Origin of the sequence: Acinetobacter tandoii (assembly GCF_008867985.1) — a bacterium.
GTDB lineage: Bacteria > Pseudomonadota > Gammaproteobacteria > Pseudomonadales > Moraxellaceae > Acinetobacter > Acinetobacter tandoii.
Map to the genome: position 1 here is coordinate 357,616 of NZ_VXLD01000002.1, position 15,768 is coordinate 373,383.

Consider the following 15,768-nt stretch of genomic DNA (forward strand, 5'->3'; position numbering starts at 1 on the left):
CGTATTACCAAATTAAATTGATTAAATAACAATCAATCAATAATAATAAATTAAAAAAAGATCGCTCATTCTTCATAATAACTTCACAATAGCCACCTTCCATCTGCCAGCATTCTTCTTTTTTTCGTGCCATCGCATTTTGATGCAGCATAAGAGTTCTTGCAGATATTTTTTGCCCCTAATTTTTTTTCTGAGCTGAGTATGAAAAAAATTAAGATAAGCCTTGCATGGCAAATTGTAATTGCACTCATTTTAGGTGTACTTCTAGGCTCTTTTCTGCACTATTCTCCTGAATATCGTGATGCCTTTGTAACTAATTTATTGAGCCCATTAGGTTCAATATTCATTAGCCTCATCAAAATGATTGTAATCCCACTTGTAGTTTCAATGCTGATTCTCGGCATTGCGAATACAAGTCATGGTACCAATGTTGGTCGCCTAGGTTTCAAAACTATTTTATATTTTGAAATTATTACAACCATTGCCATTATTGTTGGCTTGGTTGCGGCAAATATATTCCAGCCAGGCGCTGGTATTGATATGTCGACGCTAACTCAAGTCGATATTTCTAAATATCAAGAAACCAGTCATGAAGTTAGCCAACATTCTCATGGTTTAGTACAAACCATTTTGTCGCTAATTCCACCGAACTTCTTTGCTGCATTAACTAGCGGTCAAATGCTGCCGATTATTTTCTTCTCGGTATTGTTTGGTATTGGCTTAGGTTCTTTGTCTAAAGAAACGAAACAACCGCTGATTCAGGTATTGCATGGTGTTTCTGAGACAATGTTCAAAGTTACACACATGATCATGAAGTTTGCACCTTTAGGTGTATTCGGCTTGATCGCTGCGACCGTTGCAAACTTTGGCTTTAGCTCGTTACTTCCATTGGTCAAACTTGCCGTATTGGTGTATGCCGCTATTTTCTTCTTCACTTTTATTGTATTAGGATTTGTTGCCAAAATTTGCGGATTCAGCATTTGGACCATTATTAAAATCTTAAAAGATGAATTGATTTTAGCTTACTCGACTGCCAGTTCAGAAACCGTACTTCCACGTATTATGGAAAAAATGGAAGCTTATGGCGCGCCAAAAACAATTACCAGTTTTGTTATCCCAATTGGCTATTCATTCAATTTGGATGGTTCAACACTGTATCAAAGTATCGCCGCGATTTTCATTGCTCAGCTCTATGGCATTGACTTAAGCTTAGGTCAGCAAATCATTCTCGTGCTTACTCTTATGATTACCTCTAAAGGTATTGCAGGTGTACCTGGTGTTTCTTTCGTGGTGCTATTGGCGACTTTAGGCAGCGTTGGTATTCCACTTGAAGGTCTGGCGTTTATTGCAGGTATTGACCGTATTTTAGATATGGCACGTACTGCATTAAATGTTGTTGGTAATGCCTTGGCTGTACTCGTGATCAGTAAATGGGAAGGCCAATTCGATACTGAAAAGCAAAAGAACTACAATGTACAACTGAATGATACTTTGTAATTACTAATGCAATTAAAAAGGACGCTAAGGCGTCCTTTTTTATTTAATACTGCTTTTGATTATTCAATTTTCTCACCAAATACTGACACGCTAATGTCTCGAATTTTGCTGCTGCCATTCGGTTTATCAAAACTCACGTCATACTGTACTAAGTTTTTATCATAGGCATATTCATAGGTCACAGTATATTTACTTGGCTGATTGCTTTCATTCAGCAATTTTTTTGAGACAATTTTTTTGGTTTTATAATTTTCTTGAGGCAAACCACGTGCAAACTTTTGCATATCTTTTTGATTGCCTTGATAGCGTGCCTGCAACTCAGGCTCAAAATGCGTCATTAATCGATCAAAGTTTTGCGCACGTAAATCATCATAGGCCTCTTGAGCAGCCTGTACTTGCTGTGGACTAGGATCTGGAATATTGGCCTGCTGTCCCAGTTTATCGCACCCACTGAAAACCAATACCGATGCTAGAATCGCATACTTCATCTTCATCATTCTTTTCCCATTATTTATGCAGCAAATCATATAGAAAAAGGACGCCTTAGCGTCCTTTTAATTTAGATCATCACTTATTCTTCTTCAGATTCATTCAAATCTGATTCGTTTTCAGTTTCATCTACAATCATTTCTTCATCAACTAACTTTTCATTAGCCACTGCTGATTCTACAGTTTCTATTTCATCTTCTTCGACTGCATCAATCGCCTCTACACCCACTAGTGTTTCATCTTCACCTAAACGGATCAAACGAACACCTTGTGCGTTACGGCCTGTTTGTGCAACTTCTGAAGCACGAGTACGAACCAAAGTACCACCGTCTGAAATCAGCATCAGTTCTTTGGTTTCATCAATCGCAACTGCACCGACCAATTCGCCATTACGCTCGGAAGTTTTAATCGCAATCACGCCTTTTCCGCCACGTTTCTTGGTTGGGAAGTCATCTACAGGTGTACGTTTACCATAACCATTAGCAGAAGCACACAGCACTTCACCTGTTTCTGGAACAACAACTAAAGATACAATGCGACTAATGAAGCTTGCATCTGCTGCATCATCTTCATCCGATTCAACTTCTTCTGACTCATCGACTTGAGCTGAACCAATTGTGACACGCATACCACGTACACCCTTGGCAGAACGGCCCATCGCCCGTACATCGGTTTCAGCAAAACGAATCGCCTTACCTTCATTAGAGAACAACATAATTTGCTGTTCGCCATCAGTAATCGCAACACCAATCAAGGTATCTTCTTCATTCAGCTCAATTGCACGTAAACCATTTGAACGTACATTACTGAATTGTTCCAACTCTACACGTTTCACAGTGCCTGATGCAGTTGCCATAAATACAAAGAAGTTTTTACGTAACTTTTCAGTCAATTCTGCAAATTCAGCAACAATTTCATCATCAAGATCTATTGTAGAAAGTTCTACACCTAGCTCTTTTAATTGTTTACGCAATGCATCTGATAATTCATCTGCATCTTCAGCCAATCCATCAAATGATGCTTTTAAAGCATCATAATGCGCTTCGATAATGCTGTTTTCGCGTAGTTTCACTACATTGGCACGAACAAAAGCTTTAAAGTCAGCTAAACGATCTTTAAATTTCTTTGGCGCATCAATCACAGGCAAAATTGCGGTAATCGTTTCATCTGCCTCTAACGGCAGTAAGTTCACCATTGGGCGACCTTTTGCACCGCGAGAAGCTTGTGGCACTTCAAACACTTTCAGGCGATATACTTTACCTACATTGGTAAAGCATAAAACCGTTGCATGGTTTGAGGTGACAATCAGATGTTGGATGTAGTCATCTTCTTTCATCGATGTTGCAGATTTACCACGTCCACCACGACGCTGCGCCGCATAGTCAGACAATGGTTGCGTTTTTGCATAACCCGTTTGCGAAACAGTTAATACAACTTGCTCTTCTGGAATTAAATCTTCACGGCAGAAATCAATACGTGATTCCACAATTTCAGTACGACGTGCATCGCCATATTGTTGAAGAATTAAAGCCAGTTCTTCTTTAATGACATTCATCAATAAATTGAAATCGTTCAGAATTGCAGTTAACTCAGCAATTTGACCTAGAATTTCGGTATATTCAGCGTGAAGCTTGTCTTGCTCTAAACCTGTTAAACGGTGCAAGCGTAGCTCTAAAATCGCACCGACTTGAGTCGGAGACAAACGGTACACATCACCATCTAAACCAAATGGACGGTTTGGATCTTCACCGTCGATCACTTCAGGACGAACAGAAACTGAACCCGCTTTTTCTAGGAGAGCAACCACACCACCCGCAGCCCATTCACCTGCTTGTAAACGTTCACGCGCTTCAGCTGGGTTTGCAGAGGTCTTGATCGTTTCGATGATGGCATCAATATTCGCCAACGCAACCGTCAAGCCTTCTAAGATATGACCACGTTCACGCGCTTTGCGTAATTCGAACATGGTGCGGCGGGTCACGACTTCTTGACGATGACGAATAAATGCCGCAATGATATCTTTGAGGTTCATTAACTTAGGCTGTCCGTTGTCCAGACACACCATGTTAATGCTGAAAGAATTTTCGAGTTGCGTATTCAAGAATAAGTTGTTCACGACAACTTCTGCATTTTCGCCACGTTTTAAATCAATGGCAATACGCATACCCTCTTTATCAGATTCGTCGCGTAGCTCTGAAATACCTTCGAGTTTCTTTTCTTTCACCAACTCAGCAATACGCTCGATGGTTTTCGCTTTGTTAACTTGATATGGAATTTCAGTAAAAACAATCGTAGTACGACCTGTTTTTTGGTCTTCCTCGAAGTGATATTTACCACGGATATGCAAACGACCTTTACCCGTACGGTAAGCATCTACAATGCCTGATTTACCATAAATAATACCGCCAGTCGGGAAGTCTGGACCCGAAATATGCTGCATCAAACCTTCAATGCTGATATTTGGGTTTTCAGCATAAGCCAGACATGCATTCACAACTTCCGTCATGTTATGAGGCGCCATATTAGTCGCCATACCCACAGCAATACCAGTCGTACCGTTAATTAACAAATTCGGAATGCGCGTCGGCATCACTTGCGGGATACGTTCTGAACCGTCGTAGTTATCTTCCCAGTCTACGGTATCTTTTTCGAGATCCGCCAAAATTTCATGGGTAAGCTTTTGCATACGCACTTCGGTATAACGCATTGCTGCTGCACTATCACCATCGACAGAACCGAAGTTACCTTGACCATCTACAAGCATATAACGCAAACTAAAATCTTGCGCCATACGAACAATAGTTTCATAAACAGCAGAATCACCGTGAGGGTGATATTTACCGATTACGTCACCGACAACACGGGCAGACTTTTTGTATGCTTTGTTGTAGTCATTACCCAATTCGTGCATTGCAAAAAGCACACGACGATGAACAGGTTTTAGACCATCTCGTACATCAGGTAAAGCGCGTGATACAATCACGCTCATTGCATAATCCAAATACGAGTGCTTGAGTTCATCCTCAATGGCAATCGGTCTAATTTCCGATACGCTCATGCATACTCCTTGTTATACAAGCAGGAATTCTGCCCGCATTTATATCTTAAATCTTGCAAAAATTTAACTCAGGGAATTGAGCTAAAAAACTAAAATACAGCCGTAAATTTTAGCATATTTTATCCCTTTTAGGTGCGTATTTAGCCGAGTTAATTTCGTTTGTTTTCCTTTGTTTATCGTCGTTTTTTTATACGAATTTTGAATCTGAATTAAGTTGAAAAATAAGCTATTTTGCAAAGCTAATATTCATAGCATATACAACACTTTAAATTGTTGTTTTACTTATAGTATTCGTAAATTGATTTAATATTTTTAATACTTCTAATGACTTTCGCGCTTTACAGCCTTTCTAAACTCTATTTTGCCTCACAGGTTATCTTCTATTTAGCCCTGATGAGATAAGCGCTAAGCGCAAAAAAACGCCCCTGTTCATAACAACTTAAGCATGACTTAAATTGCTTACACAAGAGCGTTTTTCGAACAATCGTTCAGAAATTAGATTTTAGATACTAATTCAGGAACAACAGTATTCAAATCACCAACTAACCAGTAGTCAGCAACTGCATTGATTGGCGCTTCTTCGTCTTTGTTGATCGCAACGATCACTTTAGAGTCTTTCATACCAGCCAAGTGCTGGATCGCACCAGAAATACCTACAGCGATATATAAGTCAGGCGCAACGATTTTACCTGTTTGACCCACTTGCATGTCGTTTGGAACGAAACCGGCATCGACCGCAGCACGTGAAGCACCTTGTGCAGCACCAAGCTTGTCAGCTAATGGGTCAAGTACTTTATGGTAGTTCTCACCAGAACCTACACCACGACCACCAGAAACAACAATTCGTGCAGCCGTTAATTCAGGACGTTCAGATTTTACAATCTCTTCAGAAACAAACTTAGAGATACCTGCATCTTTTGCTTCGCTTACAGCTTCTACCGCAGCAGAACCGCCTTCAGCAGCTACAGGATCAAACGCTGTACCACGTACTGTACCCACAATGATTGCTTCGTCAGATTGAACAGTTGCAATCGCATTACCCGCATAGATTGGACGCTTGAATGTATTTGCAGATTCAACAGCAATGATGTCTGTGATCATACTTACATCAAGAAGCGCAGCAACACGTGGAAGAATGTTCTTACCTGTTGTTGTAGATGCAGCCAATACGTGTTTGAAACCACCTTTCGCTACGTCAGCAACTAAAGCTGCAACGTTTTCAGCCAATTGGTTTGCATAAGCAGCGTTGTCAGCAAGTAATACTTTGCTTACGCCTGCAACTTTTGCAGCTGCATCAGCAACTGCTTGCGCGCCAGAGCCTGCTACCAATACAGTGATATCACCACCGATTTTTTGTGCCGCAGCAACAACGTTTAAAGTTGCACCGTTAAGTGTCTTGTTGTCGTGCTCAGCGATAACTAAAATACTCATGATTTTATCCTTCTGTATTAGATCACTTTCGCTTCGTTTTTCAATTTTTCAACAAGCTCATCAACAGATTTCACTTGTACGCCTGCTTTACGGTCAGCAGGTGGTTCAACTTTAACTGTTTTAAGCTTAGTTGCTGTAGAAACACCAAAATCAGCTGGTGACTTAGTATCAAGCGGTTTTTTACGCGCTTTCATGATGTTTGGAAGAGCTGCATAACGTGGCTCGTTCAAACGTAAGTCAGTGGTGATGATTGCTGGAAGTGACAATTCAACAGTTTGTAAACCACCGTCAACTTCACGAGTCACTTGTACTTTGTCGCCATCAACTTTAACTTCAGATGCGAACGTACCTTGACCTGCACCTAAAAGTGCGCCAAGCATTTGACCAACTTGGTTAGAGTCGTCATCAATTGCTTGCTTACCAAGAAGGATTAATTGTGGTTGTTCAGCTTCAACAACACCTTTAAGGATTTTAGCAACTTCCAAAGCACCAAGTTGGCTGTCATCAGCTTCAACCAAGATACCGCGGTCAGCGCCAAGTGCCATTGCAGAACGAATTTGTTCTTGAGCTTCTTTAGGACCAATAGAAACAACGATGATTTCTGAAACAGTTCCTTTTTCTTTTAAGCGAACCGCTTCTTCCACTGCGATTTCACAGAATGGGTTAATTGACATCTTAACGTTAGTAAGGTCTACCCCACTATTGTCCGGTTTAACGCGAACTTTAACGTTGGCATCAACCACACGTTTTACAGCAACAAGAGCCTTCATGTAATCCTCGGCTGTTTTAGCAAAAGTAAATGTTGAGAAAAGTTAGATTAACTCTTCACATAAAATTTTTTAGGTGTCCTATCTTGCAATTGTATGGCATTTCGGTCAAGTCACAATTACTGAATCCACTGTAAAAATGCGTAAAAATGGCTGAACGTCGCGTTCAAATTTTTATTTGCATGAATTTTAATTCTAAAATAGCAGTTTTACTGTTCTAATTTTAAACATTGATTTTTATTATTTTTTTACTTTATTTACTACATAATTTTTTCTGATCAATGACTTAAATTTCTGCTTTAGCTGTTTGAGCAAGTGACCAAGCATGGCTATAAAATCAAACAAATGACTTGTCAGTTTTGACAGAACCATATTCCTGATTAAAATTTTATTCCCTAGCTACCTTTAAGTAGCCGCCTAATCCAACTTATTGCTTCGACATGATAAGAAATCTGCTGTTATACATATAAAAAAGCATGCCAATCAAGAGCATGCTTTTTAATTTCAATTAATTGGCGATCAACCAGCTCGCAGCTAGCATGAGTAAACCGCCCGAACCTGCATCAACCCATTTTTGTTTTTGAGCATCTAATTGTGCATTTGCAGTAATTTTAGCAATAACAATACTTAATCCACTATATACCACCAAGCACAAGCCTATAAAAATAGACGATAGAATGAGACCTTGTATGACAGTATTTTCTGCATTACGCATAAACTGCGGTAAAATTGCAAAATAAATCAGCATCCCTTTTGGGTTTAACAATGAAGTTAAAAAGCCCTTAGCAATTGGACTGCCTGCAGAAGCCTTGGGCACATGCAAAGATTTGCTGTTAAAAACAGCGCGAAATAAACTAAAAGCCAGATATAAAAGATAAGCAATCCCTAACCAGCGAATTGTTTCGAACAACATCGGAAAAGAAACCAATATTGCCGCGATGCCCAAGGCAACCAAGACCGAATGCACCATATAGCCCATACAAACCCCAAGTGTTGCCATAAAGCCTGCTTTTACACCTTTCGCCATCACTTGCGAAAAAATAAATAGCATGTCAGGTCCTGGAGTACACACCAGTGGTAGAACGGTCAACGCAAAGAGTAAATATACAGACATATCCTTTTCCCTTTCGAATATCGACTGAAAGTGAAAATTAGTATCTTCGAATTTATACAAAATAGGATTGCAAATATTCTATAATTAGATCCATATTTCGAATTTAATTCTATTTTATGAAATCATCTTCCAAGAATATTTTAATCAAGCTAGATCGGATTGATAAAAGTATCATTCGAGCCTTACAAGAAAATGGTCGAATCCAAAACAATGATTTGGCTAAAGAAGTTGGGCTATCTCCTTCTTCCTGTTTAAGACGGGTCAAACTGCTAGAAGAAGCAGGTGTCATACAAAACTACACCACTGTGGTCGATCCTCAAAAGATTGGCTTCCAATTGATTTTATTTTCACGTATTTGGTTGGTCGGACAAGATGCTGAAACGATTGATCGTTTTATTGAAGCAATGAAAGAACTGCCTCAGGTCATGGAGTGTTATATTATTTTGGGTGAATGTGATGCCATGCTCAAAGTTGTCGTCCCTGATTTGGAAAGTTATCGAAAATTTCAGTCTACACATTTGACCAAAAAAAATGGCATTACCAGTGTCAAAACAGATTTACCTAGCCAAATTATTAAGCAAAGTTTTCAACTTCCGCTTGAAGATTTATAAGAGAGACAATGCAAAAGTTTCTAGAAAGTGCTCGCTTAATTTTACGTCCATGGCAAGAGGCTGATCGATTACCATTTTATCAGCTCAATGCAGACCCTGCTGTGATGCGTTATTTTCCCAAATGCTTGACTCGGACTGAAAGCGATCTGCTCATCGATAAATGCCAAGCTTTAATTGAACAGCAGGGCTGGGGTTTTTGGGCAGTCGAATTAAAATCTGAACAACGTTTGATTGGTTTGACAGGATTACATTCTCAACCTGATCAATTTAGTTTTTCACAGTGTACCGAAATTGGCTGGCGGTTGAACAAAGATTATTGGGGTCAAGGCTATGCGACAGAAGCAGCTCAACTTGCATTGAGTTTTGCCTTTCAAACCCTCAATTTAAAGGAAGTTGTTGCATTCACAGCCTCAATTAACCATCCTTCACAAGCGGTAATGAAAAGGTTAGGCATGCTATATCAACAAGAGTTTTTACATCCCGCCCTAACTGCCGAGAGTATTTTACAAAAGCACGTACTATACTCAATTCATCAGCATGATTTTAGCTCAGACGTGTACATTGCCTAAAAAGTCGCGATGTACATGACTCAGTTCAATCAATTCATAACGGGACAAATCGAAAATTTCCCAGACCAATTGAAAGTCATCGGTTGTATCCATAATTGGAATAAAGTTTGCAGATACATTCCACGTTGTACCGTCCCAAACATAACATTTACGAGTATCCTGTTGCACCGCTTGCACCATACCAGAGGTATTAATTCCTTCAATCACGGAATTTTCTGGCAATAGAGGCTGCACTTCAGGTAAGCAATATTCAATAAAATGTTTAATCTGACGCAAACCATATCCTGCAAAAATATCTTTCTGCACTGAATTTAATTGATCATATTTTTCTTGTATATTCGAAATCATGGCTTGCATTCCTCTTTCATTTAACACTCAAAATTCGCAATCGGTATATTTATGCTCCATACCGCATGCCATGCGACACTTATACTTCATCTTTTGATTTTTTATTATTCTACAATAGTACAAATATGCTCCTTTTCATTTTACTCATATAATGACTGAAGCAAATTTTGTACCAGAACAAAATCATTCAGGCATATATCTACACTGAAATTGTTACTGTTTTTTGAATTGAGCACGCGGATGTGCTTGATCATAGACATTGGCAAGTCGATCAAAATCGACATGGGTATATATTTGGGTGGTACTTAAATTACTATGCCCCAACATTTCTTGTACAGCTCTTAAATCACCGCTATTTGACAGCATATGGCTTGCAAAACAATGTCTTAATAAATGTGGATGTAAATCGACACTCACCCCTGCACGTTGCGCTTGAAACTTGACACGATTTTCAATTTGTCTGGCGCCCAGTGGATTGCCTTTACGACTAATGAATACATGAGCATCAGGAACAAAATCACCATGCCACAATGGATACAACTTTAGCCAATCCATTAACGCATCTCTGGCTTTGGAACCAAAGGGAACTACACGGGTTTTGTTACCTTTACCCGTGATCCGCAATAGAAGCCGATTAAAATCAATATCTTTAATTTTAAGACTTTGTACTTCTGCTAAACGTAAGCCACTAGAATACAATAATTCCAAAATTGCCTTGTCGCGCAACCATAACTCCTGATCAGATTCTTTTACAGGTTTAGGTTGATCTAAAATTTGCTGAATGGTTTCAATGTCGACCATACCTGGCAAGGGTCGTGGTTGACGTTTTAATTGAAAATCATCAGAAGGGTTAAATTCCAGATATTGCCCGTCTTGAGCCCATTTCATGAACTGGCGAATCGCAGACAATAACCGCTGCAAACTACTAGAACTCAATTGCTGTTGCTCTACTTTGACAGCCAAATATTCGCGTAAATCAGCCGTTTCGATATCTTGTAACAGCAGTTTTTTCTGATCACAAAACTGTAAAAAATCACCAACGTCACGCTCATATGCGAGTAAAGTTAATTTAGACTGATTTTGTATTTCTCGTGCTTTCAGCCACATACCGAGTAACTGTTGGGATTCTACAGACATCTTACCCACCCTAAACCTGAAAATTAAAATGAGTTAGATAATGCTGAATATGTGCTGCAACTGCTTCTGAATGGTGTTCAGCAAAAGCATGATCACCCCCATGAATAATATGAAGTTCAGCTTGCGGGAATTTTTGCTGTAAAGTCTGTCCAACTGCGATTGGGCTAATCGGATCTTGATCTCCCCACAATAACAATACTGGTATTCTGATCTTTTCAAGTTGCTGCGATAAATCGATTTGAATATCCACAAACCAGTCTGGATAGTGAAGATACTGTTGTTGATAAGCGGTTCGCCAATCTTGTACCTGAAATGGAGTTAAATCGATTCCACCTGAAGTAGCCAGAAGAACAAGGCCCTTGACCAAATCAGGGCGTGCTATTGCTGCCTGCACAGCAAAAATACCGCCCATAGACTGTGCAATCAAAACAGATTCAGACTGAATCTGTTGCAACACATAATTCGACAAACTGGTAAAATCGTAGACGTTTTGGTGGCTTGGTTCGTCACCAAAACTCGGATAAGCAATGACCTGTTCAGATTCTGTATGAGATAATCTGTTGATTAAAGGGTGCCAGAACGTGGTACTTCCCGATGCGCCTGGTAGAAAAATTAAATTTGGCATGTCTCTACTTTATATCTATTTATCTTTGGCTTCAGCATAGCCGATTTTGATCCATAAAAAAGCACCATCATAAAGACAGTGCTTTTTTCAACAACAATACTGGTTTAGCCTTGGAAATAACGCAAGTCGATACGTCCTTCATAAACGTTGGCTGTCGGACCTGTCATCCAAACTACATCACCATCACGCCATTCAATTTGTAACTTCCCGCCCGCCAGCTCAATTTCAACCTGATTTGCCAATAAACCACGGCGGATGCCTGAAACAGCAGCAGCACACGCCCCTGTACCACAAGCTAAAGTTTCACCAACACCGCGCTCAAATACACGTAAACGTGCATGTTTTTCATCAATAATCTGCATAAAGCCTGCATTGACACGTGCTGGGAAACGCGCATGAGACTCGACTTGTGGTCCCATGGTTGCCACATCAGCCGTAATGACATCTGGAACAACGGTCACAGCATGTGGATTACCCATGTTCACCACATCAATTTGAATCTGTTGTTGATTTGCCAACTCTAAGTCATACAAATTTTCTGGTTCATCTGCCAAAAATGGAATTTCTTGTGGTAGAAATTTTGGATAGCCCATGTTGACGCGTACCCAACCATTTGGACCCAATTCAGGCTCAACAATCCCAGCTTTGGTTTGTACCTTAATTTTGGTTTTAGTGGTCAGTTGACGTTCATGCACAAAGCGCGCGAAACAGCGTACGCCATTTCCACACTGCTCAACTTCCGAACCATCGGCATTAAAAATACGATATTTGAAGTCTGCTTCAGGTACATCAGGCGGTTCAACAATTAACAATTGGTCGAAGCCAATACCAAAATGTCGATCAGCAAGACGTTGAATGGTCAGTGCATCTAAATAAGCGCGCTGACTAATTAAATCCACCACCATGAAGTCATTGCCGAGACCATGCATTTTAGTAAATTCTAAAAACATTTTTAGTGACTCCTTAAGGCAATAAACGCTCTTTTTCCCAAAGTGATTCGATCGTTTCACGCTCACGAATCAGATGGGAGTCAGCACCATCTACCATGACTTCAGCCGCACGACCACGTGTATTGTAATTTGAGCTCATCACAAAACCGTATGCACCTGCACCTAAGACAGCAAGTGTATCGTTTTCACGAAGAGCTAAATCACGCTCTTTACCCAAGAAATCGCCTGTTTCGCAAATTGCACCCACGACATCCCATTGTAAAGTTTCGACATCATCTCGTGGCGTAACAGGTTGGATATCCATCCATGCTTCATACAAAGCAGGTCGAATTAAATCGTTCATTGCCGCATCAATAATAGCAAAGTTACGATGATTGGTCGGTTTCAATAAATCCACTTTAGTCAGTAACACGCCAGCATTGGCAGAAATACTGCGACCTGGTTCCATAAACACTTTTAGCCCTAATTTTTCTAAAGCTGGTTTGAGTGCATTGGCATATTCTTCTACAGTTGGTGGGACTTCATCTTTATAAGTTACGCCCAAACCACCACCAATATCGATATGCTTCAACTGAATGCCTAACTCTTTCAGTTGCTCAATCATGAGCATGACACGATCTAAAGCATCGACAAACGGTTTGGTTTCAGTCAGTTGTGAACCAATATGACAGTCAATTCCTATAATCTCTAAGTTCGGTAGACTGGCTGCATATTGATAGGTTTCAAATACCGTATCCGAAGGAATACCGAATTTGTTTTCTTTTAATCCTGTCGAAATATAAGGATGAGTTTTTGCATCGACATCTGGATTAACACGCAAAGAAATAGGCGCTTTTTTACCTAAAGTTGCTGCCACTTTCTGAATACGATCTAATTCGGCATGAGACTCAACGTTAAAACATGCAATCTCAACTTCCAGTGCCTTTTGAATATCTGCTTCAGTTTTACCTAAACCTGAAAAGACAACTTTAGATGCATCGCCGCCTGCTGCCAATACACGAGCAAGCTCACCGCCAGTCACGATATCGAAACCACAGCCTAACTTTGCCAAGACATTGAGTACCGCAATATTTGAGTTAGACTTTACCGCAAAACAAATTTGATGGTCGATAAAATCAAACGCACGATCCATATCTAAATAATGTTTTTCAAAAGTCGCTTTTGAATACACATACAGTGGCGTGCCATATTGCTGCGCAAGCTGTTCTAGGGAAGACTGCTCTGCGTGCAATACCCCATTAATGCGGGTAAAACTCATGGAAGATGTCCTTTCAATGACAAGTTAAGGAGTAGAAGATTTTGATTCTGTAGTTGCCTGTTGTTCAGCGGATTGGTCCGTTGGAACTTGCTCCGTTTTTTGCGCAGGCGCTACATTTGGATATAACAAATATTTTGCACGTTTGTCATAATTTGAATCGCTTGGTAATTGTAATGCCCCCGATTGACCACAACCGACTAATGAAGAACCCAACACCAATACACTTATGCAGCAAATGACGTGACGCATCTGACCACCTATCTCAAATTTTAACGAAGTATAACCCGATCAACGCATTGACCAAAGCATTAAACGCTAGAGATTATCGCCAGACATAAAAAAACGCCAGTTCTAAACTGACGTTTTTCTGTATAGACAACGATTATTTATGTTTTGGCTTATAGAAACCGAAATAACCAATCGCAAGAATAATAAGCCAAATTGGGCTGACCATTAATGCCTTCATGGTATCTGGCTCTAATGACAACACGTAAATCATGCCAATGAAGAACACAATCACCACCCAACATGTCAAAGGACCACCAGGCAATTTAAAGGTCGATTTTGCATGTAACTCTGGGCGTGTTTTGTAGTAAACCAAATAGCTCCACAAAATAATCAACCACACCAAAATAAACAGAATCGTGGATAGCGTCGTTGCCAAAGTAAAGGCTTCAACCGTATTTGGCACGAAATACTGTAAGGCTGCCCCACCCAACAAACAAATTGCAGAGAAATATAGAGCATTTGCAGGAACTGCACGCTTATTCAAATGACCAAAAGCTTGTGGCCCTTGCTTCTCACGTGATAAGCCAAACAACATACGACTAGTCGAAAATACTCCGCTGTTCATAGAGGACATCACTGAAGACAGCACCACAAGATTCATAATAATCGCAGCGGCTGCAATACCTGCCTGACTGAACAAATTCACAAACGGGCTAACTTCTGGATTGATTCTGTTCCATGGTGTCACTGACATCACAATGACCAATGCCAACACGTAGAAAAAGATAATACGAATGGGAATAGAGTTCACTGCTTTAGGTAAGTTGCGCTCAGGATCTTTGGTTTCAGCTGCTGTTGTCCCAACCAACTCTACCCCGACAAAGGCAAAAATTGCAATTTGGAAGCCTGCTAAGAAGCCTTCCATTCCTGTCGGGAACATTCCGCCATTCGCCCATAAATGAGTAAACGATGCCACTTCGCCTGTTGTTGAGGTAAAGCCTGTAAAAATCATCCACAAACCAACTGCAATCAGCACCACAATCGCAATGATTTTGACCAAAGCAAACCAAAACTCAAGCTCACCGAACAGCTTCACCGTCATTAGGTTCAAGCCCATAATGAAGATAATCGCAGCAACACTAATCATTGCTCCTTCAACTGGACTAAACGGTATTCCATTATTGAAGAATTGCAGATAATAAATAATAGCGGATAAGTCCGCGATACCAATGGTGATCCAACACAACCAATAGGTCCAACCCACGAAATAACCCGCCCAAGGACCAATTAGGTCTGTCGAGAAGTCAATAAAAGACTTGTATTTCAGGTTAGATAACAGTAATTCTCCTAATGCGCGCATTACGAAAAACACCATTAAACCAATGATCATGTAAATAAATAAAATTGATGGGCCTGCCAAACTAATGGTTTTACCCGACCCCATGAACAAACCAGTACCAATTGCACCACCAATCGCAATTAGTTGTAGATGTCGATTTGACAAACTACGATGGAGTTCGCCTTGTGCAGCTGACTCATTCGTGTTTTGATTTAACATCGCTATAAAAACTCTCTATTAATCCTTTAAGATTTTTTAACCAAATTAATCCAAATTACACATTTGCACTATTTTTAAGCACGCCTTCGCCATGTAAGTTTTTGGGTCAATCTAAGCTAAACAACTCT

The 15,768-nt window shown here is 40.1% G+C and carries 15 protein-coding genes; 3 read left to right on the top strand and 12 right to left on the bottom strand.

Features of this window, described 5'->3' with window-relative positions:
- Window positions 1-201 precede the first annotated feature (201 nt).
- Entirely contained in the window at window positions 202-1,497 is a 1,296-nt protein-coding gene (gene gltP / locus F4W09_RS04720) for a glutamate/aspartate:proton symporter GltP (RefSeq protein WP_016165920.1), read from the top strand.
- A 59-nt stretch (window positions 1,498-1,556) separates the two neighbouring features.
- On the opposite strand, the gene F4W09_RS04725 is transcribed toward gltP, so the two are convergent.
- The 5 genes from F4W09_RS04725 to F4W09_RS04745 form a co-directional block, all read right to left on the bottom strand.
- Complete coding sequence (locus F4W09_RS04725; RefSeq protein WP_228130554.1) at window positions 1,557-1,994, bottom strand: DUF3887 domain-containing protein; 438 nt, start codon at window positions 1,992-1,994, stop codon at window positions 1,557-1,559.
- A 74-nt stretch (window positions 1,995-2,068) separates the two neighbouring features.
- A complete protein-coding gene (gene gyrA, locus F4W09_RS04730) occupies window positions 2,069-5,044 on the bottom strand; it encodes a DNA gyrase subunit A (RefSeq protein ID WP_151504176.1) in 2,976 nt (991 codons plus the stop codon).
- A 495-nt stretch (window positions 5,045-5,539) separates the two neighbouring features.
- Entirely contained in the window at window positions 5,540-6,475 is a 936-nt protein-coding gene (locus F4W09_RS04735) for an FAD-binding protein (RefSeq protein ID WP_016165917.1), read from the bottom strand.
- 17 nt (window positions 6,476-6,492) lie between these two features.
- Window positions 6,493-7,245 carry an electron transfer flavoprotein subunit beta/FixA family protein gene (locus F4W09_RS04740; protein ID WP_016165916.1) on the bottom strand — a complete coding sequence of 251 codons (753 nt, stop codon included), beginning with the start codon at window positions 7,243-7,245 and terminating at the stop codon, window positions 6,493-6,495.
- Between the two features lie 505 nt (window positions 7,246-7,750).
- Complete coding sequence (locus F4W09_RS04745) at window positions 7,751-8,356, bottom strand: LysE family translocator (protein ID WP_151504177.1); 606 nt, start codon at window positions 8,354-8,356, stop codon at window positions 7,751-7,753.
- A gap of 116 nt (window positions 8,357-8,472) precedes the next feature.
- Here F4W09_RS04745 and F4W09_RS04750 point away from each other — a divergent pair, with 116 nt between their 5' ends.
- Both F4W09_RS04750 and F4W09_RS04755 read left to right on the top strand, forming a co-directional pair.
- Entirely contained in the window at window positions 8,473-8,967 is a 495-nt protein-coding gene (locus F4W09_RS04750) for an Lrp/AsnC family transcriptional regulator (protein WP_016165914.1), read from the top strand.
- Between the two features lie 8 nt (window positions 8,968-8,975).
- A complete protein-coding gene (locus F4W09_RS04755) occupies window positions 8,976-9,536 on the top strand; it encodes a GNAT family N-acetyltransferase (RefSeq protein ID WP_151504178.1) in 561 nt (186 codons plus the stop codon).
- Here F4W09_RS04755 and F4W09_RS04760 read toward each other — a convergent pair.
- The 7 genes from F4W09_RS04760 to F4W09_RS04790 form a co-directional block, all read right to left on the bottom strand.
- Complete coding sequence (locus tag F4W09_RS04760) at window positions 9,516-9,884, bottom strand: hypothetical protein (protein ID WP_151504179.1); 369 nt, start codon at window positions 9,882-9,884, stop codon at window positions 9,516-9,518. The genes F4W09_RS04755 and F4W09_RS04760 overlap by 21 nt on opposite strands.
- 213 nt (window positions 9,885-10,097) lie before the next feature.
- Window positions 10,098-11,021: a tyrosine recombinase XerC gene (locus tag F4W09_RS04765; protein WP_151504180.1), complete on the bottom strand. Its 924-nt coding sequence runs from the start codon at window positions 11,019-11,021 to the stop codon at window positions 10,098-10,100.
- 10 nt (window positions 11,022-11,031) lie between these two features.
- On the bottom strand, window positions 11,032-11,646 hold the full coding sequence (locus F4W09_RS04770; protein WP_151504181.1) for an alpha/beta fold hydrolase: 615 nt from the start codon (window positions 11,644-11,646) through the stop codon (window positions 11,032-11,034).
- Window positions 11,647-11,750: 104 nt separating this feature from the next.
- Window positions 11,751-12,596: a diaminopimelate epimerase gene (gene dapF / locus F4W09_RS04775; RefSeq protein ID WP_151504182.1), complete on the bottom strand. Its 846-nt coding sequence runs from the start codon at window positions 12,594-12,596 to the stop codon at window positions 11,751-11,753.
- Window positions 12,597-12,609: 13 nt separating this feature from the next.
- Window positions 12,610-13,854: a diaminopimelate decarboxylase gene (lysA, locus tag F4W09_RS04780; protein ID WP_151504183.1), complete on the bottom strand. Its 1,245-nt coding sequence runs from the start codon at window positions 13,852-13,854 to the stop codon at window positions 12,610-12,612.
- Window positions 13,855-13,878: 24 nt separating this feature from the next.
- Window positions 13,879-14,103 carry an LPS translocon maturation chaperone LptM gene (gene lptM, locus F4W09_RS04785; RefSeq protein ID WP_016165907.1) on the bottom strand — a complete coding sequence of 75 codons (225 nt, stop codon included), beginning with the start codon at window positions 14,101-14,103 and terminating at the stop codon, window positions 13,879-13,881.
- A 133-nt stretch (window positions 14,104-14,236) separates the two neighbouring features.
- A complete protein-coding gene (locus F4W09_RS04790) occupies window positions 14,237-15,640 on the bottom strand; it encodes an amino acid permease (RefSeq protein WP_016165906.1) in 1,404 nt (467 codons plus the stop codon).
- Window positions 15,641-15,768 lie beyond the last annotated feature (128 nt).